Origin of the sequence: Pseudoalteromonas sp. R3 (assembly GCF_004014715.1) — a bacterium.
Lineage (GTDB): Bacteria > Pseudomonadota > Gammaproteobacteria > Enterobacterales > Alteromonadaceae > Pseudoalteromonas.
The window spans coordinates 2,895,966-2,919,794 of sequence record NZ_CP034835.1 but is presented as its reverse complement, the minus strand read 5'-3'; the positions used below and the strand labels follow the sequence as shown (position 1 = coordinate 2,919,794).

At 43.8% G+C, this 23,829-nt stretch carries 34 protein-coding genes; 21 read left to right on the top strand and 13 right to left on the bottom strand.

The features are described from left to right. Positions 1–20 precede the first annotated feature (20 nt). The 5 genes from ELR70_RS17830 to ELR70_RS17810 all read left to right on the top strand — a co-directional run bounded on the left by ELR70_RS17830 (position 21) and on the right by ELR70_RS17810 (position 6,652). The gene (locus tag ELR70_RS17830; protein WP_241566318.1) at positions 21–3,617 is read left to right on the top strand and encodes a reverse transcriptase domain-containing protein; all 3,597 of its coding nucleotides are present in this window, start codon (positions 21–23) and stop codon (positions 3,615–3,617) included. Positions 3,618–4,192: 575 nt separating this feature from the next. After that, positions 4,193–4,414 carry a hypothetical protein gene (locus tag ELR70_RS17825; protein ID WP_128064658.1) on the top strand — a complete coding sequence of 74 codons (222 nt, stop codon included), beginning with the start codon at positions 4,193–4,195 and terminating at the stop codon, positions 4,412–4,414. Positions 4,415–4,455: 41 nt separating this feature from the next. Next, positions 4,456–4,917 carry an HNH endonuclease gene (locus ELR70_RS17820; protein ID WP_128064657.1) on the top strand — a complete coding sequence of 154 codons (462 nt, stop codon included), beginning with the start codon at positions 4,456–4,458 and terminating at the stop codon, positions 4,915–4,917. 32 nt (positions 4,918–4,949) lie between these two features. After that, the gene (locus ELR70_RS17815; protein ID WP_054015779.1) at positions 4,950–5,867 is read left to right on the top strand and encodes a hypothetical protein; all 918 of its coding nucleotides are present in this window, start codon (positions 4,950–4,952) and stop codon (positions 5,865–5,867) included. Between the two features lie 140 nt (positions 5,868–6,007). Next, entirely contained in the window at positions 6,008–6,652 is a 645-nt protein-coding gene (locus ELR70_RS17810; protein WP_054015780.1) for a hypothetical protein, read from the top strand. Positions 6,653–6,671: 19 nt separating this feature from the next. Here ELR70_RS17810 and ELR70_RS17805 read toward each other — a convergent pair whose 3' ends face one another. The 10 genes from ELR70_RS17805 to ELR70_RS17765 are packed head-to-tail and all read right to left on the bottom strand — an operon-like array spanning position 6,672 to position 13,262. After that, the gene (locus ELR70_RS17805) at positions 6,672–7,874 is read right to left on the bottom strand and encodes a site-specific integrase (RefSeq protein WP_082353213.1); all 1,203 of its coding nucleotides are present in this window, start codon (positions 7,872–7,874) and stop codon (positions 6,672–6,674) included. Continuing rightward, positions 7,829–8,059, bottom strand: a complete 231-nt coding sequence (locus ELR70_RS17800) for a hypothetical protein (RefSeq protein ID WP_054015782.1) — start codon at positions 8,057–8,059, stop codon at positions 7,829–7,831. Before ELR70_RS17800 ends, ELR70_RS17805 begins: the two co-directional genes overlap by 46 nt. A 25-nt stretch (positions 8,060–8,084) precedes the next feature. After that, a complete protein-coding gene (locus tag ELR70_RS17795; RefSeq protein ID WP_054015783.1) occupies positions 8,085–8,705 on the bottom strand; it encodes an MT-A70 family methyltransferase in 621 nt (206 codons plus the stop codon). An 8-nt stretch (positions 8,706–8,713) separates the two neighbouring features. Next, positions 8,714–9,877, bottom strand: a complete 1,164-nt coding sequence (locus ELR70_RS17790) for a recombination-associated protein RdgC (protein ID WP_082353214.1) — start codon at positions 9,875–9,877, stop codon at positions 8,714–8,716. Positions 9,878–9,887: 10 nt separating this feature from the next. Further along, positions 9,888–10,256 (bottom strand): hypothetical protein, encoded by a 369-nt coding sequence (locus ELR70_RS17785; protein WP_054015784.1) that lies wholly within the window; start codon positions 10,254–10,256, stop codon positions 9,888–9,890. A 17-nt stretch (positions 10,257–10,273) separates the two neighbouring features. After that, complete coding sequence (gene ssb, locus ELR70_RS17780) at positions 10,274–10,798, bottom strand: single-stranded DNA-binding protein (RefSeq protein ID WP_054015846.1); 525 nt, start codon at positions 10,796–10,798, stop codon at positions 10,274–10,276. Further along, positions 10,798–10,968: a hypothetical protein gene (locus ELR70_RS24925; protein ID WP_160317381.1), complete on the bottom strand. Its 171-nt coding sequence runs from the start codon at positions 10,966–10,968 to the stop codon at positions 10,798–10,800. Before ELR70_RS24925 ends, ssb begins: the two co-directional genes overlap by 1 nt. Before the next feature lie 56 nt (positions 10,969–11,024). Continuing rightward, positions 11,025–12,062, bottom strand: a complete 1,038-nt coding sequence (locus ELR70_RS17775; protein WP_054015785.1) for a hypothetical protein — start codon at positions 12,060–12,062, stop codon at positions 11,025–11,027. A gap of 1 nt (position 12,063) precedes the next feature. Continuing rightward, positions 12,064–12,975, bottom strand: coding sequence for a Rad52/Rad22 family DNA repair protein (locus ELR70_RS17770; protein WP_054015786.1), 912 nt, complete (start codon positions 12,973–12,975; stop codon positions 12,064–12,066). Beyond that, positions 12,972–13,262, bottom strand: a complete 291-nt coding sequence (locus ELR70_RS17765) for a hypothetical protein (protein ID WP_054015787.1) — start codon at positions 13,260–13,262, stop codon at positions 12,972–12,974. The genes ELR70_RS17770 and ELR70_RS17765 overlap by 4 nt, the downstream gene beginning before the upstream one ends. A 189-nt stretch (positions 13,263–13,451) precedes the next feature. On the opposite strand from ELR70_RS17765, the gene ELR70_RS24920 reads away from it, so the two are divergent. Both ELR70_RS24920 and ELR70_RS17760 read left to right on the top strand, forming a co-directional pair. Continuing rightward, a complete protein-coding gene (locus tag ELR70_RS24920) occupies positions 13,452–13,610 on the top strand; it encodes a hypothetical protein (protein ID WP_160317382.1) in 159 nt (52 codons plus the stop codon). A 174-nt stretch (positions 13,611–13,784) separates the two neighbouring features. Then, positions 13,785–14,108: a hypothetical protein gene (locus ELR70_RS17760; RefSeq protein WP_054015788.1), complete on the top strand. Its 324-nt coding sequence runs from the start codon at positions 13,785–13,787 to the stop codon at positions 14,106–14,108. Positions 14,109–14,711: 603 nt separating this feature from the next. On the opposite strand, the gene ELR70_RS17755 is transcribed toward ELR70_RS17760, so the two are convergent. After that, positions 14,712–15,248 (bottom strand): hypothetical protein, encoded by a 537-nt coding sequence (locus ELR70_RS17755; RefSeq protein ID WP_054015791.1) that lies wholly within the window; start codon positions 15,246–15,248, stop codon positions 14,712–14,714. Positions 15,249–15,553: 305 nt separating this feature from the next. On the opposite strand from ELR70_RS17755, the gene ELR70_RS17750 reads away from it, so the two are divergent. Together ELR70_RS17750 and ELR70_RS17745 are read left to right on the top strand one after the other, a co-directional pair. Further along, positions 15,554–15,979, top strand: coding sequence for a hypothetical protein (locus ELR70_RS17750; protein WP_054015793.1), 426 nt, complete (start codon positions 15,554–15,556; stop codon positions 15,977–15,979). Next, entirely contained in the window at positions 15,979–16,575 is a 597-nt protein-coding gene (locus tag ELR70_RS17745) for a hypothetical protein (protein WP_054015794.1), read from the top strand. The genes ELR70_RS17750 and ELR70_RS17745 overlap by 1 nt, the downstream gene beginning before the upstream one ends. 26 nt (positions 16,576–16,601) lie before the next feature. On the opposite strand, the gene ELR70_RS17740 is transcribed toward ELR70_RS17745, so the two are convergent. Then, positions 16,602–16,937: a hypothetical protein gene (locus tag ELR70_RS17740; protein ID WP_054015795.1), complete on the bottom strand. Its 336-nt coding sequence runs from the start codon at positions 16,935–16,937 to the stop codon at positions 16,602–16,604. 92 nt (positions 16,938–17,029) lie between these two features. Here ELR70_RS17740 and ELR70_RS17735 point away from each other — a divergent pair, with 92 nt between their 5' ends. From ELR70_RS17735 to ELR70_RS17685, 11 genes are all read left to right on the top strand, one after another. Next, complete coding sequence (locus ELR70_RS17735) at positions 17,030–17,284, top strand: hypothetical protein (RefSeq protein ID WP_054015796.1); 255 nt, start codon at positions 17,030–17,032, stop codon at positions 17,282–17,284. 73 nt (positions 17,285–17,357) lie between these two features. Next, the gene (locus ELR70_RS17730; protein ID WP_054015797.1) at positions 17,358–17,666 is read left to right on the top strand and encodes a hypothetical protein; all 309 of its coding nucleotides are present in this window, start codon (positions 17,358–17,360) and stop codon (positions 17,664–17,666) included. Positions 17,667–17,784: 118 nt separating this feature from the next. Beyond that, a complete protein-coding gene (locus ELR70_RS17725) occupies positions 17,785–18,021 on the top strand; it encodes a hypothetical protein (RefSeq protein ID WP_054015798.1) in 237 nt (78 codons plus the stop codon). Between the two features lie 65 nt (positions 18,022–18,086). Then, positions 18,087–18,761, top strand: coding sequence for a replication protein (locus ELR70_RS17720; RefSeq protein WP_128064656.1), 675 nt, complete (start codon positions 18,087–18,089; stop codon positions 18,759–18,761). Next, entirely contained in the window at positions 18,761–19,117 is a 357-nt protein-coding gene (locus ELR70_RS17715) for a hypothetical protein (protein WP_128064655.1), read from the top strand. Before ELR70_RS17720 ends, ELR70_RS17715 begins: the two co-directional genes overlap by 1 nt. Next, positions 19,117–19,713: a replication protein P gene (locus ELR70_RS17710; RefSeq protein ID WP_054015800.1), complete on the top strand. Its 597-nt coding sequence runs from the start codon at positions 19,117–19,119 to the stop codon at positions 19,711–19,713. Before ELR70_RS17715 ends, ELR70_RS17710 begins: the two co-directional genes overlap by 1 nt. Beyond that, on the top strand, positions 19,710–19,934 hold the full coding sequence (locus ELR70_RS17705; RefSeq protein WP_054015801.1) for a helix-turn-helix transcriptional regulator: 225 nt from the start codon (positions 19,710–19,712) through the stop codon (positions 19,932–19,934). Before ELR70_RS17710 ends, ELR70_RS17705 begins: the two co-directional genes overlap by 4 nt. Beyond that, a complete protein-coding gene (locus ELR70_RS17700) occupies positions 19,934–20,401 on the top strand; it encodes a DUF1367 family protein (RefSeq protein ID WP_054015802.1) in 468 nt (155 codons plus the stop codon). Before ELR70_RS17705 ends, ELR70_RS17700 begins: the two co-directional genes overlap by 1 nt. Further along, positions 20,398–20,697: a DUF1364 domain-containing protein gene (locus tag ELR70_RS17695; RefSeq protein ID WP_054015803.1), complete on the top strand. Its 300-nt coding sequence runs from the start codon at positions 20,398–20,400 to the stop codon at positions 20,695–20,697. The genes ELR70_RS17700 and ELR70_RS17695 overlap by 4 nt, the downstream gene beginning before the upstream one ends. After that, entirely contained in the window at positions 20,697–20,912 is a 216-nt protein-coding gene (locus ELR70_RS17690) for a helix-turn-helix transcriptional regulator (protein ID WP_054015804.1), read from the top strand. The genes ELR70_RS17695 and ELR70_RS17690 overlap by 1 nt, the downstream gene beginning before the upstream one ends. Continuing rightward, positions 20,905–21,273: a hypothetical protein gene (locus ELR70_RS17685; protein WP_054015805.1), complete on the top strand. Its 369-nt coding sequence runs from the start codon at positions 20,905–20,907 to the stop codon at positions 21,271–21,273. The genes ELR70_RS17690 and ELR70_RS17685 overlap by 8 nt, the downstream gene beginning before the upstream one ends. Here the strand turns inward: ELR70_RS17685 and ELR70_RS17680 are convergent. Further along, positions 21,257–22,693 (bottom strand): P-loop NTPase fold protein, encoded by a 1,437-nt coding sequence (locus tag ELR70_RS17680; RefSeq protein WP_054015806.1) that lies wholly within the window; start codon positions 22,691–22,693, stop codon positions 21,257–21,259. The two genes, ELR70_RS17685 and ELR70_RS17680, sit on opposite strands and share 17 nt — an antisense overlap. Positions 22,694–23,070: 377 nt before the next feature. On the opposite strand from ELR70_RS17680, the gene ELR70_RS17670 reads away from it, so the two are divergent. Further along, complete coding sequence (locus ELR70_RS17670) at positions 23,071–23,754, top strand: site-specific DNA-methyltransferase (RefSeq protein ID WP_054015807.1); 684 nt, start codon at positions 23,071–23,073, stop codon at positions 23,752–23,754. Positions 23,755–23,829: the final 75 nt, after the last annotated feature.

The window sequence follows — 23,829 nt, the reverse complement described above, 5'->3', positions numbered from 1 at the left end:
AACAGCAACAAGGACGTTAAATGAAACTAATTAACGAAAAATACCGCGCATTAAAACCTTCTATAGATTATTTAACCGATGAAGTTGTTATTGCCCAAGCATGGAAGAAAACGCATGGTTATATACGGTCTTTCAACTGGTACGCGGATACATTAGCACTTGATATTTCAGCTCTAACAATCGAGGAAAATGCCAAGATATGGGCTAAAGCCCTATTAGATGGCAAACCATTAAATGACTTGGAATTAGTGCCCGCTGCTAAAAGTGAAGATTGGGCGATATCAGAAAATGGCTGGCAATTTAAAGGTGACCGAAAGGACGCTGAAGGTAAAACAAAATTACCTATTAGACCTTTAGCCCACTTAACTATAAGAGATCAAACTTGGGCTACAGCTGCGATGATGTGTTTGGCGGATGCCGTTGAAACAGCCCAGGGTAAGTGTGAATACCTACCATTTGAAAAAGCCAGAAATAAGAAAGTTTATAGTTATGGCAATCGGTTACTATGTGATTGGAACAAAGAGGATAAAGCTTGGTTTCGGTGGGGCAACAGCGAAACTTATCGTAAATTCTTTACTGACTATCAAAACTTTTTAAATCGCCCACTAGAAATAGGCCGTGAAGTAGCCAATGTTAGTTCAGGTAATGAAGACGTATATGTTGTGAATTTAGACTTGTCTAAGTTCTACAATACAATTGACATCGATATATTAATTGAGCGTTTACAAGAGTTAGCCGTTGAATTTGGTCATGAATTGCAGGATGACTTTTGGAATAAATTAAGAGGTGTATTTGCTTGGAAGTGGCGCCCTGAAGATATAGCTTCCGCTAAAAAACTCAATTTAGATGACGCAGCTATCAAATTGGGGTTACCTCAAGGGTTAGTGTCAGCTGGCTTTTTCGCTAATGCTTACCTGAACCTCTTTGATAAAGAAGTTGGCTCTTTTATTAGCAAGCAAGTTGATAAAGTGACGGGTGTTACTTTGCATGACTACTGTCGATATGTTGATGATCTAAGGCTTGTAGTGTCTGCTGACAATCAGTCAATCTCAGCAATTTCAAAAGCCGTGAACCAGTTTATTGAAAAAAAACTGGTATCACACGGTGGAAAGAAGCTAAAAATAAATGACAAAAAGACCAAAGTAAACTTGTTATCTGACCTTGATAATAAAGGTAGCATGGCAAATAGAATTAAGCTTTTACAGAGCGAGTTAAGTGGCCCAACTGATAGAGACTCTATTGATTCTATTACTGGCGTTTTAGAAAACCTATTAACTATTGAGAATGAATCTCTAAGCTTTTTAGAGGACAGTACGCCTGATGCTAGCTTGTTGTCGATTGCAAATTTCGATCATGATATTAGATCCGATACTTTAAAACGGTTCGCTGCGAACAGACTTGAATCAATTGTTCGTAGCAAGCGAAAAATGAGTTTTGATGGTGACGAATCGAAAGTTACTTTGGCAGAGGCAGAGAATGAATTACTGGCTAAAAAGCTAATTGTTGCATGGATGAAAGATCCTTCTTTGGGGTTGGTTTTAAGAAAAGCTATAGAAGTTTACCCTGATGCTGATTTGTTTGAGCCTGTATTGGAATCGATTTATCAACGTAGTAGTTTTAGCAACGCTAAAAAAGGCAAAGACTCTACAACCGCTGCGATGATGGATTATTTATTAGCAGACTTGTTCAGGTGTGCAAGTGACTTCAACGGCTATTTTCAAGTTATAAAATATCCCGCTAAACTAGAGCCGAACTCTGTAATTGAGCTAATAGTCAGATATGCTCAAAAGATTATTCCTAGCGCAGCTAAGTCAATGTTTGTTAAGCGCCAAGCGTTAATGCTACTGGCTGTAGTTAATAAGCCTGTACTTATTGAGCTAGGTGCTGATTCTATCCAGCAGTCTTTACACAAGATCCTAGCTAATAACCCCGAAGAGTTCAGCTCTCAGAGAGCCGCATTATTTGAAGTCGCCGGCCAAATCACAGGACATTTTGATAATTACGCGTCGTTATTTATTGAAAACATCTCACCATTAGGAGATAAGAAACTTGCTGCTTTAGCTGTATTTGCTAAACGCGGAGGCCCATTTTGGTTAGCGTTATGGAAGCAGCTTAAAAAACAAAAGCTAACTACGTTGATTAGCCAGTTAAAGTGGGCTGAACCTGCTGCAAATTCACTACCAAAACCAAGAAAACAATTACTTTCTAAAGTCATCACTTCTGAATTAAATGGCTTTAGATTTGAACACGGCGCACTGAAATTGGCATTAGGATTGTTAGATCTTGCAGTTGAAAAACCAAATATTGTTGGTATGCCGCCAAGTTCTATTAATGTGGCTTTTGAGGGCAACGATACTTGGGAGAAAATTTGGAAGCACTATATAAAGTCTATTATATGCACGACGAGTGCTAATGTTGGATCGAGAGACCCTCGTTTTCTAATACCAACTTGGATTGATGCAACTAGTAGCTCAGAGAAGGCTATACTGTATTGGATCGGCAGCATATTGCGAGCGTCAGTGTTAGGTGGTGCTGATTATACAGGCACCCAATGGAAGGCGAGCAAGGTTGTAACTTACAAAGGGTTAAGAAGTAGCTGGTATAAGAGGCGTATGGGTATGATCCATGCACCAGAAGCATTGATCGGTGAATATGCCACTGTCAGTGACTGGTTTTCAGATTTATTAATGCGTTGTCTTCAGTGGCCTGGTTTCGAATCATCATTTGTAAAAAGCTCAGATGTTCAGTTGATACAAGATTTAGAGTCTTTCAGGAGTTGCATAGAATCACGCTTGGATAAATTGAACGAATTAATGTGTAGAACAAGCGAATTGCCAGCACTGCCTACAGAGGTTCATCGTCCTAATCAATTCAGCAAAGGCTTTAGAATTGTTACAGTTCAACAAATCCTTCCTAAGACTACTGACTTTAACCCCTCCGATATTGAGTTGAACCAGCCCAAGATCCGTGCAAAACATCGGGAACACTTAGCTTCAATATGTAGCCTAACGTTAAAAACGTTAGAGGCTAAACGAATTGCTGATGAGCAAGACAAAAAACCAACGGCTGATTTAATTGTTTTCCCAGAAGTTGCGGTTCATATAGATGATCAAGACTTAATTAAGCGCTTAGCAGATAAGACAAATGCAATTATTTTTGCAGGTTTGGTATTTACAGACCATAAAGGCAAGCTAGTAAATATTGCAAGGTGGTTTATTCCAGACTATCGAGAAAGTGGCCGCCAATGGGTGATTAGAGATCAGGGCAAACACCACATGAATCAAAACGAGGTTCTACTGGGTATAACAAGTCATCGACCTTGCCAGCATATTTTGGAAGTCCACGGCCACGATGAGGGGCCATTTCGTATTACCGGATCTATATGCTATGACGCCACTGATATAAAGTTAGCTGCAGATTTGCGTGATAAGACTGATTTATTCGTTGTAGCTGCACACAACAAAGATGTAACTACCTTCGACAATATGGCATCAGCACTTCAATGGCACATGTATCAACATGTCGTAATCTGCAACATCGGTGAGTTTGGTGGATCAACAATCCAAGCACCTTTTAAACAACCGTATGACAAACTTATTTCTCATGTTCATGGGTAGGACAAATATCTATTAATACAGCTGACATAGATCTAGCCGCCTTTAGACGCAAAACGAAGACATATAAGGAAGTGAAAGCAAAGCCTGCTGGGGTTTAATATATAAGTTAAGTTCTTATCGATAGCATAATGGTATTTTCCCTTGTAAAAAAGAGGTTTAGTAGTGCAGGACATAACAATAGGAGGACTGCATGACTTTAAATCATAGACTTAAGGCTCTAGGGTCAGGTCTTGCATTGTGCAGTGCACCTGCGGAAAGCCCATAAAAAAAGCCCCCGCAAATGCGGAGGCTTATTTATTGGTGGAGCTGGGGGATTTGAACCCGAAATAGGTATTTTTTAAGTTTTTGAATTTAAATAAGAATATCGCCTTCATACACACCAAGTGACGAATTTGTGACATTTCATATTTTTTAGTTGGCTCAGACTTGCTCGGATGCAATTGTGATTGTTAACAAAAGGCCGGCTGTATTTCAGTTTTTTGCACAAGTGAGTATTGCCCATTGAATTGATTTTTTCAAACTGATGTGGCATTAAACATCGTCATATAAAGAGAAAACTAAACAGGATCGTTAGAATGGCTGTCACTAAAGGACAAGGTAATCCTAGATGGACAAAGGATGAAACTATACTCGCTCTTGAGCTCTACCTGGAGGCTGAAGGTAAGATACCTTCAAAGTCTGATATCCGGGTTCAGGAACTATCTTCATTACTTCGCTCGTTTCCTTTTCATGCAGAGTACGCCAGATCAGAAACATTTAGAAACCCAGATGGTGTAGCCTTTAAACTTCAAATTTAAGGGCTGTTGCTACGGGCAAGGGGCTCAATAATACTTCAAAGATGGATAGAGAAGTTTGGGAAGAGCTCGGCGATGATCCAGAAAGTGTTCGATCTTTATCTCGCAATATTAAAGCTGGCCTGGAAATTCTTAAAGCAGATAAGCTAGATAGTTATGACCATGCAAGTGCAATAGAGGGAGGGGTGTCATATCGAGTGCACCTTAAGCGAGAAAGAAATAGCGATTTGCGGAAAAAGTTTCTCCAAAAACGAAAGCGGGAGGGGGCACTTTCCTGTGAATTGTGTGGTGAGCGGGCAACGAGTATAGATGCGAAGTATAGGGACAGCGTATTTGAAGTGCATCATTTGAAACCACTTGGCCTTACAGGAGAAACGAAAACTAGCTTTACTGATTTAGCTCTTTTGTGCGCAAATTGCCATAGAGCAATTCATTCTTTAATGCGTCTATCGCCTGGTCATATATCACTTAGCCAGGCCAGGGATATGATGCTTTTAAAGGGCTAGCAACTAGACTGCAAGAATTGCAAGGAAGATAAATGAATACTAAAAATCAAAACGATCGGACAGATAACATTCCTGATGAACCTGCTGAGTTTGTATACCAAAACATACTGAAAAAAATACTACTGGTCTTTATCGGTTCTGGGCTGATTACTAATGCACTGTATATATACGGACTCGCTTATTATGAAGGCTACATTGAAAATCTAGGCTTTGAGTTTGGGTTCTTCCCTATAAAATGGAATGACACGTTGATATGGACTTATGTCGCCAGCCGAGAAATAGGGGCTAATACAGTTAACTTTTGGACAAAGCTAACTGGCCCAGCCGTCCTTTTTATACTAGTAGCTACATATTTTATAGCCAGAGCTTGGATGACTTTAAATGCATTGGAAGCGAGAAGGAAAAAAGAGAGCCCTTATCGTAGCGGGTTGGCGAGGATTTTAGTTCCGATCAGAAAAAGATACCCCAGAGCATTTGGGTTAATTTACCCACCTGTAAAGTGGCTTCTAATCATGGAGCAGTCAATTTGGGCCTTTTTGGTTTCATACTTTGTGTTGATATTCTTGTTTTTTATACCCTTATTTATATTTATATGGGTGTACTTTCCGTTAATTGGATTACACCATGGGGAGGAGGTTGGGGAAAAGAAATATGAACAGTATCAAAGTGACCTCTGTGGTGATGAAAGTGACTATTGGATAAAATGTGTGTCATTTTCAACTAGGCACCTGAAAGACAAAAGCTTGCCTGACAAAGTCTATGGAAGAGTTATTTTAAAGCAGGGAAACTTAGTGGGCATCATTACCAAAGATGGGCCCATAACAATAACTATGCCGCCTTTGTTTTATCAAAAAGCACAGAAGAACAAGTGCTATAAAGTTAAATGTGACAAAGACAGTAAAATCAAAGGCGCTCAAAAGTTGAGTAGTAACGAGGAGCGGGCAATTTAAAGATTGGGTCGCGTTGAACGATTGATTGACATTTAAACACTGAAGTTAATCGAATCTAGCGTACATCGATGAGCAATTGTCCGCGAGTAAGCTAAAATCTCTATAGGATTTGCATCACTTCTGATTTCAGGAAGAAATGTATGAATGAGCGAAAAGTTTGGACTTCACTGGAAATAGTGAAGCTGGTTGTTTCAGTGTTAACTCCTTTACTGTTATTGTGGTTAGGCATGATCGTGAATGTTTCCATCCAGGAAACAGAGCATGCAATTAGAAAAGCAGAAGAGGCTAGAGAGATCCAAAGAATCAATCAGCTTGCAATCCAAAGCCTTGCCAAGAGAGTTTATGAAAGGCGATCTAGGGCAGAGTTACTTGCTTCATCTTTGAAAAGAAACGTGTCACTTGAAGAAACAATCGAGCGTAAGACAAATTATGATGACGCGTATTTTCAGTGGAACAAAGATCATCAAGCAAATCTACTTCTGGTGCGAAGCGTATTAGGCTCACAGCAATATTCGGAATTCGAATCAATGATAGAATTTTACCTGGTAAGGAAGATTTTTAGCCCACTTGATCGTTGTCTCACTAAGGCCTACGACTATAGGATGACGACTGGGAATAGCGGGAAAGGCATTTTGTTAGATTGTAACGCTAATGAGTTGCTACAACAGGCCCTTGATTGTGGTTACGCTTTAACTGATGAGCTATTTAAGCTCACTGAGAGAAATGGAAGCAATCAAAGAGCCGTGTCTTCCAATGTAATAAAGCAGCGTTGTTCAGCCGAGTGAGCTTGCTGCCTTATTTGAATTAGTTCCGACCAGATTTGAAATGCCCTGAATTGCCTGTTTTGGAGTCATGTTCCTTGATGTAACTACCGTAATGCCGAAATAGCATTTCGGGGCCATCGTGGCCCATTTGCTCAGCGATCCACCATAGATTTTCACCACGGCTTATCATCATGGTGGCAAATGTATGGCGTGTCTGATATGGGTTCCTGTAGCGCACTTTTGAGCGCTTTATAACTGGCAACCAAATATTCTTTCGAATTTGGTCGGCGCCGGTTAATGGTGCCAATTGCCTGGGTTCCTCAAACACACATTCAGATTTTAACTCAGTAAATGCCTTTTGAGCTTTGAGAGCTGCAAGGGCTTCTGGCATCAGTGCAATAACGCGCCTGCCGGCGGATGTCTTGGTTCCTTTTGTAATTGAGGTCTTGTTCTTTGGATCTCGAATGACGGCTTCTGTTACTCTTACTTCTTCGTTGAAGAAATCCACATCTATCCATTTTAGCCCAGCAAGTTCAGAAGACCGCAGGCCGCTATAAAATGCAAATTGAAGCAAGTTGCGCTCTTGCTCGTAACGGCACGCGTTGAGAATTGCCTCTATTTCAGCTGGTCTAAATGGATCTACATCTTCATGCTGCCCTCTGGTGTTAACTTTCTCCTGATTTTTCATGTATTTGCCCGGGTTAACGGCCGTGCATGGGTTAAACTGGATCACGCCCTCAATAACAGCTTCATTCAACGCGGAATTTAAGAGGCTAAGCCTATTCCGCATGGTTTTAATTGAGACCGATGATGACTTGATAAAGTTTTTCAAGTCAGCTGATGTGAGCGACGCTACCGGAATATCATGAAGCGGAGCCAGGTTGTTTCTAGCTCCTTCATATCCGCGAATCGTCGACAGACTTAAACCTCTTTTTTCAGCATCTTCGATGTACTCATTCAAATAGTGAAGGACTGTTAATCCGCTCTTATTGGAATTTCCAAAATTTTTAAGTTTTGGCGATTTTGGAAAATAGTCTGCGTAGAAGAAATGGTCGAGCGATATTTTTCGCTCGATTTCTCTTTTAAGCCCTAAAGCATAATCCCAGTCTTTCTTGAGCTCTGCATTCAAACCCGGGAGGGGCTCTCGGCAACGCACACCGCGATAGCTAAAGTTTATGTAGAGGGTTTCTCTAGTCTTTAGCTTGCGACTTGATACGCCTGGATAACCTGACCTGCTGCCCATTTGTTCACCTCCATAATATTGATCCACCGGGTTTTAGAGCCTTTCGGAACGTTGTAATGAATGCCTTTTATCCAGTGATGTTTTTTGATTCGTTCGTCTATGGTTTCTTTCTTCTCCAGGTAGTTTTGTATATAAACAGCTTGCGGGATCCACTCCAGAAATACTGATGGGCTTGCATTTGTCATGATTCACCTTTTTAGTTTAGTGCAGCTATGCTGCGTCACTTTTGAATTTATCTACTTCATTACCCCAAACTTGCCAACCAGGCGCCTGGGTGCGTGCAAACAACTCAATTTTGGGTTTGTCACCTGCGAGCTCTGCACACTTTTGGCGGAATTCATCTGGCTTGCGGCTGTGCTCCAATATCGGGTAGTTACCTGTAAATGTAATAGGGGCGAATAACTCACTGGCATCCATCTCGCAGTTGCCAACAGCGCGAACGGAGCGTGACGCGACTTTGGGCTTACCCTTGATGGCGATAATTGCTGACTCGCTACCGGCGCGGGTCCAGTAACCCATACCGAAAAATGGTAAGCCTTTAACCGTGAGTTTGTTCCATACAAAGCCATTCATGTTTTTGAGTTCAAAACCCCAGGCTTTGACGAGTTCGATAGCCTCTTCGGGCATGGCGTTAACCCACCACATAACCAGGATGCAGTCATCTGCGGCAATTTCGGATACTGGCATAGTCTTTAGTTGTTCAAGGCTCATAGTGTCGTACTGCTGAGCCGCTCCTGATTTCATTGAGCCACCCGATTTCTTGCTGTTGAATTGCCAGGCTGGGTCGGCGTATATCAGGCTGTATTTTTGTCCATAGAATTGCTCGAACATGATCCCTCCTAAGCCGCGATTACGTCACGGACGCCGTTATGGCCGGGAGCTGTAACAATGCCTTTGGCTTCCATTGCTTCAATTAAGCGCGTCGCTCTGTTGTATCCGATTCGTAGTGAGCGCTGAAGAGATGATACCAATGCGTTCTTGCTTCTAATTACGATGGCTTCAGCTTCGCTGTATAGCGGGTCTTCAGGGTCTTGCTGGCTTTCTTCTTGCGGGAAACTTGCCGTTTCAATTTTAGGTGGAGCGCCTTCGTACCCATCATCAATCTTAGTGCGGATTGCTGCGTGCAGGGCGGTTGCTAGCTCAGTAAGTTCTGTGATTATCAGGATGAAATCAGCAGAAAGTTTTGCGGCCATGTCTTCAAGTGGAATGTCACCGTTGCGCTCTTTTATGATGTCCGAGTATTTGATTCTCTTTATTGTGCCTTTGCTGTCCAGGGTGAAGGTCACCTGGTCCTTATATTTGAGTTCCAGCACCGTTACAAAGGTGTTTTGCATGAGTTCTTGCACTTCTTCGGACTGGAGATCGCGCTCTTTAAGCACAATCTCAGACGATGCCTCTGCTGTATCGCTTAGCCTCGCTGTGCCACCAAAGGTAAAATGCTCCGGTGGGGTCTGCTCCGCAACAAATTCAGTTAGTGCGGTGTCAATAAACACATTCGCAAATAAAGGTGCAACGGGTAGGGTGCCAACGGACTTGCGAAGCAATGCCAACGCTTCTTCTGCTTTATTAAAAGAGCTGGCATTTACAAATACAAACCCTTTGGTCAGGTCAATCAGGATGTGAGTGTTTGACGACTTCTCAAAAGCTTGCGGCGTTATAGTTTGAAGAATGTTCTCCTTGATCTCGTCGCGTTCTTTCTTCTTAACTGTGCGTCCTTCTTCGGTTTCTATTAGTTTGATTTTCTCGTGCATCATCTCATTGACCACAGATGCAGGGATTACGCGCTCATAACGTTTTGCGCACAAGAGAATTTTATCGCCTACAACGTGAGCTAGCTTGTCGCCATGATCACCTAGCGCAGTGGTCCAGCCGAATGTCTGGGCCTCTTGGCTCCCGCAGCGGCGAGACCGGTCTTGAGCTAGGGCTGATTCCAAGGTTTCCGCATCAAGGTACTGTGATGGGATCTCTTTAAATTTGTATGCTATTGCATTTGGTATAAACATGGGTCGTTCCTTAAATATGGATATCAGGGTTAAAATTCTCTTCTAGCGGTACCCATTCGTATCGCTGTCGCTTAGCCTTTGTGAGTATCGGGTTGCCTTTCTTATCAAGTACCGGGCGCCTTCTCATTCCGCATAGACTTCGAAATTCACCAGGCAGCTTTTTTGCCTGGATGATGAAGTCATTCACTGAACTGGGCATGGCGAGTTCACCGCTTATGCTCGATGGTTTTGAGCTTTTGAAAATTTGAGCCTGCACCACCGCAATCTGCGCTTCTCGCTCTTCCGCATTTTGGGGAGCTAATTTCCCTTTGAGCGCACCGACCTTTTTTACAGCTGCTTTCCTGCATTTGGTTTGGCTAACTCCGTATACACAAAACATTGGCTATCTCCTTTCATTCAGAATGGGATGTCGTCATCAAAATCAACGGGTGGCTCCATGGGGTTATTTGACCCACCTAATTGACTGCCGCTGAGGTTGTGGTGTTGCTGACCCTGCTGTGTATAGCCGCTCTGTTGCTGCCGGTTCCCGCTTGCGGACTGTTGTTGGTATTGCCCGCTGCCGTTTGCTTGACTAACTCCACCCAGCATCTGCATTTGCCCACGGATATCGACGACTATCTCGGTGGTGTAGCGCTCTTGACCGTTTTGGTCTGTCCATTTACGAGTCTGTAAGCGACCTTCGATGTAGACTTGAGAGCCCTTGCGCAGGTATTGACCGGCTACCTCTGCCAACTTTCCGAAAATCAGTACCCGATGCCATTCAGTTCTTTGTTGCGGTTGGCCTGTGTTTTTATCCTTCCAGCTGTCAGTGGTCGCAATGCTGATGCTCGCTACTGCATTACCGTTAGGCATGTAACGTACTTCAGGGTCTTGTCCTAAGTTGCCAACCAGAATTACTTTGTTTACTCCGCGTGCCATGATTATTCCCATACCTCTTTAAATTCAGCGTCCCTCGCTCGCTGCTCTTTTATGTCCTCTATCTGCCGGCGGCATTTACCCTGGCGCACTAGCTGGCTGGCAATGCGTGCGTTGCGTGCCTGTATAATTGCGCTGGCTTCTTCCGGGGTTTTAATCAATAGATCTATTGCCATGTCCTTGCTCCTATATATAGAGGGGCTTTCGCCACCTCTGCTGGCTGGGTTTTAAATTATGCTGCGCTTTGCTCGTCTGCCATTTGCGCGATAAACGCTTCTGCTTTTTCAAGCTGTGCACACACGAGGTCTAAATCCCCGTTCTCTCTTCGAGCTTTTGCGCTGGGCCAAATGCCAAGAGGTGTGTAAGTGAGTGGGGCCAACTTGCATGTTTCAGGCTCTGAGGCAACCTCAGGTTCAGGGGCTGGCGCAAGTGCCTCAAGCTGCTTCTTCTGGTGATACATCTGGCCGAGCTGGGCAATAGATGCCTCTATGGCTTCTTGCGCTTCCGACAGTCTGTCGCCAAATTCTTCAACATGCATGGGTGCTGTTCTTAGCTGACCGATACGAGCGTCAATTTCAGCGCTCGATTTAGTGATACAGTTCGCGGGTTCCATGCGGATTTCCGCGATCTTGTCTGTGATAGCTTGCGCTTTTGCAGCGGCTTCTTGCTTAGCGTGGAGCTCAGCTTTTTCAGCTTCAAGTTGCTCGTTCGCCTTGGCCTGTGTCTGCATTTGGAAAAGGCGGTTTAGTACGTCTTTTTTGGCTTCGATGGCCTCATGAATGAGCTCTTTGTCAAAACAGCTGGTTTCAAGTAAGTCGACTGATTCCATGACGTCGGCGATGTATTGTGATGATTTACCCTCACAATCAGTGATAAACGCGCGAAGCGCCTGAATTTCTGCTCGCTGCCCATCTAGCAGCTTTTGGTGCTCAAGCTCGGCCTTTGCTTTGGCTTCTTTGCGGCGTGTTTCTTCAATCTCAAAAGGGGCCACAACAACGGAGTAGATACCTTCAACCTGCTCAATTAGCTGGTCGCCCCGCGCTTTGATTTGCTGGCAAATTTCAATCCGACGAGCATTTATGGCCTTTGTCAGTTTGTTCCGTTCGGCCCGCGTCTTACGGCCATCTTTAAATTGCTTATCATCGGACATGTCGACAACCAGGTTAGTCGGGTATTTCTGAAGCAGGGCGGATATACCTTCATCTGTGATTTCATTTTGAAACACGATATTTAGTACATCTGTGCCTGCGGATTGTGTTGTTGTATTCATTCTATGCTCCTTGAAACTTCATTAATTGAGATTGCTTAACTTGGTTAATGCGGTTTATGTAGTCTGTTTCGGTGAGGGTAAGGGCTTTGCAATATCCCTGTAGCTCCTGTTTCACGCGCTTGAACTCCATATCCAGAAGGGTTTCGTTTACGGTGGATTCAAGTGTTTTCACGGCGCTATTTAGCCAGGCTTTGAACTTGGCCACAGCCTCAGTACGCTTTGCCACTTGCTCTTGCTCGACAGCTTTCTGCCTGGTGTTACGAGCTTCAATAACGGCCTTGCGCTTAGATTTCTCGCCCATTGCTTCGGCACAGCGCATCGCCTCACCAAAAGCCTTGGCCAGTTCAGTTAGATTTGTTGCTGCTTTTATGTTGTCGAGATACTGATTAAGGTCAGCTTGTGGCAACACAAATTCCGGTAATGGCGGAGTAGGCCATTGGACTGGTAGCCAGGTAGTGTTGTTCTCGTCTATGTCCTGTCGAATAAGGGCGAAGTTCTCTGTGCATTCATAGCGGTCTGCAATTTGCTGACATTTCAAAAACACAGGTTCTACACTATATAGGTAGCGGCCTATTCCGAACTGCACGCCAGCTCGCTTCATCGAGCCTGAAAGGGCGCTTTTGAGAGGCTCATAGTCGTTGTAACTTGCGCCATCCCATTTGGTAATCCATGTGCCATCAATAAGTAGTTTAAGGCCGCATATCTGACCACCATCAGCGTCGCGGTACACGTTTTCCCAGCCGTGGAGACCCAACACATCATCAAGTCTTTGTTGGACGGCCCTGTTAGTGACATAAGGCACCACCTGAACCCAAGGGCCGTCATTGTTAACGCCACTCTTGAACACCAGCCATTCGATATCACTTTCCTCAAATGGTGCTGCGAGCTGCTCTTGAATGCTAAGCCCACTCATGATGCCTGCTCCCCATAAAGACCGCGAACCTTATTTATGAGCCTATCTATTTCTGTTTCTGCATCTGGGTCATTAAAACGAATAGATTTCTGCTCTTTAAGTTCGGGACTACCAGTTGAGTGATCCCATACATCTACATCAACCATCTGGTTAATGGGGTATGTAGTTAGAGATACAGATATTGTGTCGTGTTTCTGAAGGCTCATGGCTGCGAGCTCAAGCACCATTATATTAATACGGGGAGCTTCAGTAGCGATGACATTTACGACCCTTTGATAGTTGTGCATACGCGGATTCTCAAATCATGTTTTGCTCAACTATATTTGCATATATGCAAATTGTAAAGGGTGTAAGGTGTTAAATTTGCGAATTCGCGAAAAGTTCGCTTGTTGGATTGACTTTGTTTAAATTCTGTTGATATATTGTTTGAAAGACTGGGTTCCTGTATTATTTAGCTTCTACTTAAAGGAGTTGGTATGTTGAAGAAGCCAAAAAAGAACGTCTTTCACATAGGTTTTTATGAAGCTAGGTTGGTTAAGGGGGCGGAGTCTTCCTCTCCAGAAGCTGAATATAAAATACCTGTATTTCGACATCGTTCAGGAGGTGATGGAAATGGAGACCTTCCGCCAAAATAAAAGAAGTTTAGAGTGCCAAATATGAACATTTACTTCTCCCTAGATATTGCTTGGTTGCTTGTAGGGATAGCGGCCCTTATCCTTAACTATAGCGACAGTAGGGCGAGGCTTATATGTCTGTCTTTAGTTTTGATCTCTGCGTGTGGGCACTATTTCCACCCGATAATAAAGAGCATGAAGGATGCTTATTTATACTGGGAGCTTTTTGGGGTTTCAGTCAATTTTGCAAAACTAACCGCCATCTATGCTGTGTCATCCATGTATAAGCAAGGTGTACCACGTTTTGCTGTTCATATTTCATCAATTTTACTGGTTGGAATTGCTTTCAGGGCGGTATTTTACTGCGTCTGGGTGGCTTGGAATAGTAATGTGTTGGTAGAGATTTATCAGGTATTGGTGCCATCTTTGAATGCAGCTATATTGGTGCTGCTGCTGGTTAATGGCTTTAGGATAAGAATAGAAAACAGAGTTGATTATAAGGAAGATAATGGATATTAATTTAGTAATCACGATCCTGCTCACCTTGTTTATAGTAGGTTTTTCACTGCATAAGTCTATATCAGAGAAATCAAAGGAAGAGCGGAATCAAAAGTCTTATGATCTAATTAAAAAGCTCGATCAGGACTTGAGTGAGTGCGTGTCGGATGAGGAAACGCAGGCCGTGGTCGCGACATTCATATTTAAGTCTAGCGCTTTCATAAAGGACGCAGAGAACGTAGAGAGGGTTGGTACATCGAACATCAAGTCGGGCTCTATCATAAAATCAAAACCTTAAAAAAAATTATGAATATATTTATGAGTCTTTAAGTGGTTTGCTCTTCGGTGAGCATAGAATCGTAACAAATAGAAAATAAAGGATATTGCCGTGTTGAAAAGTATGAAAATGAGCACTCTGAGTATTAACAAGTGTAGTCTTGTAAGTGGTGGTGTTGGAGGGGGTGGTGGTGATGATCTTGATCCTAAGCAAAAGTTAGAACCTGGCACTTTCACAAATGGCAACGGTTGGGAGCCTAGATACAAAGATAGCTTTGAGCTAACTCCTCTTACAAACGGTTTCGGTATTGACCCCGCTTAATTGGCAACGCCACTACCGAGCATGTTTTACATGCTCGCTATTCTAAACATCTCCTCTTCAAACAGTTTATAATCACCAGTAACACTTGCTTTATATCCTGCAACGGCCATGGCCGCTAGTTTAGGTATATTTATTTCACCCGCAGAGCTCATGCCAGCGTATGCTTTTTGGAGGCTTTGAGCTAGTAAGTCTGAATTAATATCGGCCAATACTACTGGTTTAAGATTGTCATCAAAACCGAGTGGATTGCACAACTCGTACCAGTCCGGCATCTCCAAGCCTAATCCAACCCCCAGCTTGAATATTGACGAAATGGTTGCATCGGTATCCATTCTTTCTATCCTAGCGATGTTGGAAAAATGTAATGACATTGAACCAGCAGAATTAACCTCGATTGCAGCTGATAAGTCCTTCAAAGTTTGTCCATTTTTCTTTCTGAGAAAGGCAACATTTTTTGCAAGGAAGAATCTTGGAATCTTTTCTATTTCCCCTTCATTGATCAGCTCAAGTGCATCTGGAAAGGTTTGTCTTAGCAACTCCAGCCAATCTAAATTCAAATTCATAAAACTATTCCCTTGAAAATTGTTGGGTCTGATGTATATTGGCATATATGCAAATGTTTGCATGAATGCGAATTATTGATTATGAAATTAAGAATAACACAGTCAGATGCAAAAACGCGAATTAATAACGTGAGAATGAAACTAAATTCAGCCTCAAACCCTCAGTTGCACGAAATAGCCAAGTTAGTTGGCATATCGGTGTCAGGTTTGTATCGATTTAGGAGTGGCAAGCAAAAGTCCATCGATACAGAGTCCTGGATACAGTTGGAATCCATAGAGTTCAGACTTGAAGCACAGGAGGGGTCATGAGCGCGCTTTTGCCACTACTCAACAACACTCAATTTATCCAATGGTTTAAAAGTAAGGGAGGGGGATACGATCCAGTAAACCACCCCTTACTAACGAAAGACGAAATGATCCGCAGATGGACAATGACAGATGCTGAATACATGGCTGAACCACATTTATATTGGCCTAGTGAGGGTGAGTGTAAGGGCAAGCCACGCATGATGCCGCCAGAAGAAGTAGCGAAAAAGCTAAAAGCGCGCCAGGTTGGCTTGGAAAAGCTTTGGCGGTATGCAATTTCATTCTGGTTAGGTCGCCCTCCATACTCGGTTCATGTCACGCGATATGCCAGTGAAATCGAGCCATGGACTGCAACAGAGCAAGAGATTGCGAAGGCGTTCCATGCGGGGACTGAGTTTCTAATCAATCGAACTAAGGAAGACTAATGAAAATGGCAATCGAAAGCTGGCTTGCGAAGGCAGAACAGCGCACAGAGCAAGTGAGCAACCCACAAGAAAAAGCCTCACTGAAAGTTCAAATTGCGAAAATTGGCGGCGAGATTATCCGGCTGAACTCTCAGCTACCAGGGCTTACCGAAGGTACTTCCCCGGATGAATATAGATACGTATCCATTAACACTGATACGGGACCTATTGAAGTCCGCGCCTCCCCTGAGGTAAATGAGATCCCGCACCTGACTGTAACCATGCAAGGCTTTGGAAGATTCAATGTTACTCACACCCCAACTGGCCACTCTGTTGTAACTAACTTTGAGCGCGCTATAAATGCCCATGTCTGTATGGCGCGATTGCAGCTTGCGTTTAATGAATTGGGAGTAGATTTAGACTGCGATAAAGAGCAAATGACAGCTCAGGTGAAGGAGAACTTAAAGCCATGCAGCTGCTTGCATGGGGAAACTATACCGCAGTATATCTCTGAATTTTCCAGCATGTTCTACCGTGAGTTTCCTGGTGGGTGCGATGATGACCCCTATGAAGAATACGAAGCATTGCTAAACAAGCTAAAAGGCGCTGCATCATGAGCGCCACTATTGTCGCAAAGCCTGGTTTAGCCTACGGCCAGCTTGAAATTGCTTGGCACTTCAAAATCGGCCATTTCCTGGCTCAATGCCAGCTTAAGTTCAGCCAGGCTGAAATCATTAATTGCGGCGGGACGAATAGACAATTTAAGAGAAAGGTAATAGGTGATTGCATCTCTGCCTGTAGTACAACCCCGGTAACCATGCTTATCAGCAAGAGTCTGTCCAAACAACTCAAGCGCGCACCAGTCATCTGCTTCACTAAGTACGGCCTCGGCTTGGTCTCTAAGTTGGTTTGCTTTCTCAAGAGCGGCCTGGCGAATTTCTTTCAGGGTTTTACGGGTACTGGCGGGATCATAGTTCATTGTGACTCTCCATATCTGTTTACATTCCGTTATCAACCTAAATATAGCAGGCGTTCGGCAGAATGCTCTGAAAAATACTCAAGGAGGTAGCAATGGCAGTTCTAAAGCGACTCTCAAAAGCTGAGATTAAAGGCACTTATGAATACTACGGCCTAATGTACGGCATTGTGCCGGTATATATAGGTGATCCGAACGGAGAGGCGCGCGTATGCGTGCGCAACTGGTGGCCTGACTGGTTGTTAGACCTGGCTGACGCACTGTTCGGGCTTTTAGTAATGATGGCCCGGGTAGTAAAGCCTGATTTTGAGCCGATGTTCTTTTTCAAACTAACCGACCGGATCCGGTGATCAAGGCTAAAGATTAGATCTTAACGAAAATTACCAATTCATTTTAAATGACAAAACGCCCCTCGGAGGCCCAATGGAAAAGAACAGTAAGCTCTCTCTCACCATGAAGGTAAAAGCTGATACAACGGTAATTCAGCCTTTGATTGACAAGTTACGTCTTGCCATTAGTAAGTTTGAACCCGGTTTATCTGAACGCTTTAGTGAAGCTTTTGAGTTGCTTCTCAATAGTGGCAATTTGTTTTTTGAAATCTGCACTGTCGAGCAGAATAGAGGTGCCACAGATGCAGCGGAGTTGCTTGTTACGCTTTATCCAACTGATCGTTTTCTTATGTTTGCGAGAGCAGTTTTCGCAGGGGATCTCGATAGTTTGATTGTCGAGTAGTGACATTTTTAAGCTTCCTTATACTGGTTTATTTGACTTGCAAATTAAGCATACCAGTTCAAGGAAGCGCCTAACAGCGGAGTGTGGTTATGGGCCCAATGGATTAGAGGACAAGCAAATGGTACACCAAGAGAATTTTGCTCAGTGTAATGACTGCGGCGTAAGTGACTGTGATTGCGAAGCTAAGACGTATTTAGTGTGCGCAGAATTAACCGTGGCCGTGCTTATTGAAGTAGAGGCAGCCGAAGAACAAGAGGCGAGGAAAAAGGCGCTAGAAGAAATCGACAATAAAAACTATGAAGTCCAAGAACTTGTTGATGATCCGACAATTGAGTGGGCTGAGCTGAAAGAGTGAAAGCACTCACGACACCAACAGGAAAACTAATTAAGGAGTAACCATGTCGTTATTTGGTGATTTATATGAAAAATGCCCGGAATTGCGACCGGGTAACAAGACTAAAGACAAACCGGAAAACCAGTCTAAAACAAAACCGTAGACAAAATAAAACCCACGTGGCTTTGGCGGGCATACGTGGGTCTCACTCATTAACGAGGTTAATTATGGCAAACACAGCTCAAATAATCAACTTTCCAGAAGCAGTTAATAGCGAAGGTCCTGCGATAGTGAAAGCGGATATAGAAAACGGGTATGACAGATTGGCACATGACATTACCGACACGTTAGCCAGGCCACCTGTAAAACTCTCTGCGAGGGAGTACCAGGTGATCATGGCGGTTATCAGTAAAACTTACCGTTTTCATAAATCGGTGGACTGGATAGCCAATGGCCAGCTTGCGGAACTAACCGGCATTGATGAAACCAATATCAGCAAAGTGAAGGGGGCGCTGATCAAGAAGCGCATCCTGATAACTGAGGGGCGCAAGGTTGGAATAAACCCGGTTATATCGGAGTGGTCAGAGCCTGAAAAGTCAAAAATGACTCCACAAGTCAAAAACGACTTAAACAGTCAAAAACGACTTCCGAAAAAGTCAAAAACGACTAAAAACAAAGTCGAAAATGACTCACCACAAAAGAAAGAAACTATTACAAAAGAAATAGAACCTAAAGGTTCTTGCCCTCCCCCGAGGACGTAATGGATTTATTCAACGAAATTCTTGGTCAGGATATGGCTCGGGTGCAGAAGCTCAATCACAACCGAAAAACCCTGATCCGAGCCAGAAGCAAAGACCTGACCACGCTCAACCATTGGCGTGATTACTTTTTGAAAATCCAGATGTCGGATTTTCTCATGGGGCGTAAGACCAGCTGGAAAGCGAGTTTTGACTGGCTCCTGAAAGACTCGAATTGCCTGAAAATCATCGAGGGCAACTACGACAACAAGTCAGGGCCGGTAACAACACAAGCCCCAAAAAGCGTAAACGACGAGCTGGCTGCAATGCAGGCGGCTACGGCTCACATTCCTGAAATTGACGACGACATGGTGTTCTAATGGAAATTCAAACTATCCAGCCTGAGCAGGCACCAAGCGCAAACGGCAAAATCGAGTCATTGGTTAAGATGTTGGCTGAGGATATTCTCCCGGCACTGGCTGTGTATTATCCCAAGACTCAATTTGCATGGCGTGGTTATGTTCAAAATTATGCCCGAGAGTATGGTCAGCAGCTATTCGGTTCTGGTGTTTCAAAGGTGCATATCATGCAGGCACTTGATGCTGCAAAATCACGCTCAACACAGGAGCAATACGCACCTACACCTATCGAGTTCCGCCACATGTGTCTGCAAGCCGCAGGGATGCCGACGCTTGAAGCGTGCATAGAAGAGATCGAGTCTCTGAGGGTTTCAGAGTTTGGACCAAAGAAGCGCGGCAATAAGCCATGGTCGTGCCCGTTTGTTTACTGGCTAAGTGCCAGAACTTCTGGAAGTCGGGCGCATATGTCGGATCCTCAATGGCGAAAAATGGTGAAGCTGAGCTATTCAAAACTGGCTGACAAATTTGCCGCCGGTGAAATACAGCCGATCCCACGCTTGTTAGAAAACAACCAAGAACCCGCATACATGAAGTATATGGGCAAGGGGGCTGCATGAGCGATGCTGTAAGTGCCGATGTATTGCTTAGGGTTGGGCGGGAACTTCGGGGGATGTCTCAGTTGGACGTAGCGGTACTTTATGGGATAGGTGAGCGCACCTATCGCCGTTATGAAGCACAAGGTAGCCCGATTAAATATGTTGATTTAACTGGGATCGTTGCCGACGTATTTCATTTGCAACTAGATGATCTGTACCAGATTGCAAAGGAGCATCAGTAATGGCAGAGCTAGTGCTACTTAAGGGGTTGAGTGGCCTTGTGCCATACAATCCAGAGTCAGAAGAGATTATTAAGAACTTAAAATTGGGAGCGATTATACAGGCCAAGTTTAACCAGCCGAGAAACCCCCAGTTTCACCGCAAGTTTATGGCATTGCTAAACCTGGCATTTGATCACTTTGAGCCGAAGCCTATTGTGTACAACGAGGTCGCAATAGTGCCTGAAAAAAACTTTGAGGAGTTCAGGCGTTGGGTAACTATTCGGGCCGGTTTTTTCGACTTTATTGGCTACCCAAATGGCACCTATCGCGCCCGGGCAAAATCAATTTCATTCGCAAACATGGATGAACAAGAATTTTCGCATCTTTATTCAAAAGCCATTGACGTCTTACTGGAAGACGTACTGAACGACTATGAAACATATGATCAAGTTGAGTCAACGGTAAACAAAATTATAGGGTTTGCATGAGTTTAATAAACAACAAGCTGCGCAAGAGCGCAAAGGGTCAAGAGTGTCAGGTGCGCTTACCAGAGATCTGCAACTGGGACCCTGAAACAACAGTGTTGGCGCATGTGGGCAAAGGCTCAGGTATGGGGCAGAAATGCGATGATATCCATGCAACCTTCGCGTGTAGCGCATGCCATGCGGAAATGGATAGAGTTACGCGAATCCTAGAGAAAGATTTTGTAGACCAATGCGCTTATGAGGGGATGGTTAGAACACAAACATACTGGCTGTCTCAAGATCTGATTAAGGTGGATTGATGACTGGTGGTGAGATCCTTAAAGCTGCGCGAAGTCTTCGTGGTATGACTCAGGACGAGGTGGTCGCTATGTACGGCGGTATAAGCAGAAATACATATCAACGGTGGGAAGGCGGGCGCACTGCGGCTCCATATGATGACGTTAAAGCAATCGTTGAGCAGGTTTGCAAATTAAACCTGGCTAACCTTCTGGCAATGGTGGAAAGCAATGGATAATTTAAAGAACCTAAGAAAAGATCTGCGTGCCTGGGGCCGTTATTGGGCATCAAAAGAAACCGTTGGCGGGTATGCGAGTAAGTCTAATGTTGAGCGTTTACGCGAGTGTTGCGAGCTTGGTGGTGTGTTTAGCTCAGATGCTCACTTGTTTAGTCACGGATCGCAGGGAATCAAAGTCCCCAAGCACATTGAAGATATGACCAAAAGGGTGAACCAGCTCAGTGATAACTGTCGGAAAGTCATCACTGGCCGGTATGTGAAGGGCTTTACCGGGCAAGAGCTAAGAGCTTGGACGGGTCTACCTGAGATTAGAAGTGTTGAATTCTGGTTGTTGAGGGCAGAGTCTAATCTTCTTTCATAGATAAAAATCTTCCAGCGCTTTCAACCAAAACTGGATACTGTGAAAGGTTCAGCAAGCGATGGTCTTCCGAGGCAAATTGACAATACCTGTCGGTGGTACCCTTAATCGTCATGGGGCGTTCTATTTTTGTGTTAACGGTTGAAATTCTGACTAAAGCAAAAACTGTTTGTATAATATTTTCTTTATCACGCGCGTTAAGTTTGCTCCTGATGCGGTCAGGGTGCTTTAGTGATAGGCAAAAATTTGAAAGCCAGTTATCAGCGCTTGGGGAGGTTGAACCAGCGATTCTCTTTCGCGCTTCGGTATATTTCTCTGGCTCAGAGACTTTCAGTAGAGACAGTAGCGCAAGTGGTAGGAATATCAGTTTAGTTTCCATATTCTGTATAGCGACCATCTCGATCAAATTGGCAGCTTGCTCCATATCACGTAAGCCTGCCCCGATGATATCAGATAGAGTGGCAAATATATGAATGTTTGCTTTTATTTCATCCGCTTGCTTTTCGCCAGGCCAGCAACACAAAGATATTAGGTTTTCTGTTTTAGAAATTTTTTCAGAAAATAGATAAGTGGAGTAGTTTTGAGCGCTTGGCTCAATAAAAGTGTAAGTTTGGCTGAAGAATCTGTTTAGGTATTTCTTAGCATGAAAGTTTTGCCCGTAAACTACTTTAACCGATTCGCACAGTTGCTCTGAAGCCGTTGCGATGACGAAGTACACACCTTTTGCTGAAAATAGATGCTTAATCACCTCAAGCATTTCAATGGCATATTGAGGTCGGCATCGATCTAGTTCGTCGACGAAAATGAATAATGGCTTGGTCTCTTCGCCAGCAATTTTCGCAACCTGCTCGATACTGTTTACAAACTTACTGATAGAGTTTTCAACTTTTTGCTGTGCCTTTATGAGGCTCTCGGCGAATTTAGTTGTGGCGGCTCCGGCTAGTTTGGCTGTTTGAGTGTCAGCCTTATCTGTTTTTGGTTCTTCTTCGGGGTTAGTTTTCTCTTCTGTAGCCTCATCTAGGAGCTCTTCAAATTCTGAAATAGACATATTAGCTAGTTTTTTTACAACCATTCCAGAAGCAATCGGAGCAAGGTTCTCTAGAGCGCTCCGCCACCAAGGTGTGAGTTTTTCGCTGGACTCAATGTAATCACTTAGTTGATCTTCGACTGCTGCCATAAAGCTAATTAGAGGGTTTTTAGAAAAGTCACTTTCCCAAGCGTTGACATACACAACTTTACATCCATCAATTTCTGTAAGTTGCTCTTTCCAGTTTTGAAGGAAATAGGTTTTGCCGAACCCCCACTCAGCATCCAAATTTAGTACATAAGCGTCTTTTTTTACCGTAAATCTGTTTAATAGAAAATTGGTTAGAAACTCAGCCTCTTCTTTCCTATTTAACTGATCGTTCTGCCAAGTTGTCATAATAAAATCCTTTAAAGTCAATCTTAAGAATAATCTAACAGTAATATTGAAAGTCATTCAAGCGTGTCGTATTTGACCGTTTTTCACACTAATCGCCTGCAAGCACCGAAAAAGCAACCAAAAGCCCCATATTTGTGGTATCCATTCGGGCTAAATAAGGCACAATATATATAGGCTCGCGAGAGTCATATACAAAATCCTTCTAAAACTAACCCCGCCATTGAGAGGGGTTTTTTATTGGTGATTTATGCAAGATGTGAGATGTACTTGCGGAAAGCTACTGTGTCGCTTAGACGGCAAAGTAGAGATCAAATGCCCCCGCTGTAAAGCAATTAACAACATAGAACGCCGAGAGCGTCACGATAACAAGGTGACGCATGACAGAACTAACGTTAGTTAACGGCGACTGTGTAGAAGAAAGCAAAAACATTCCAGACAATTCGGTTGATTTGGTCCTAACGGATCCGCCTTACCTGATTGGTGCCAGCAGTATTGGTAAACCATCAAAGGCCGGGTCATGGGCCGACTGGATGAACGTAGCCCATTTTTATAAGTCCTGGTTCGAACAAGCTAAGCGCGTGTTGAAAGATACTGGTTACCTGGTGTCATTCTGCAACTGGCGCTCTATGCCTGTGATAACCAAGGCGCTCGCTGATTTAGGTCTATCCATTACCTCAGTACTGGTATGGGATAAACAGTGTTTAGGCACTGGCCCTAAAAAGGCGCTACGGCCACGTTATGAACTGGTGGTGTTTGTCGGTATGAAAGATGCCGAGATACCGAACCGTTCACTTTCTGATATATGGGAATGCAAGAAGGTCGCGCCTCAGAACAGAGTAACTGGCCATCCAGCAGAGAAGCCCGTCGAACTATTCGAAAAGCTGATATGTGAAACCACTCGAGAGGGTAGTCTCGTTGTTGATTTCTTTACAGGTAGCGGCACCGCCGGGGTAGCTTGCCAAAATACAGGACGTAACTTTATCGGCTACGAACTGGATCCTCACTGGTACGCAGAAGCGGCGAAACGGCTAAACACGCAAGAGCCAGTCAGTACAGTTTAAACCGTTGGGGTAGAGGGTGCGCATGGATGCGGCCCGCTTGTTGTTATGAATATATGCATATAGGTACATTTACGC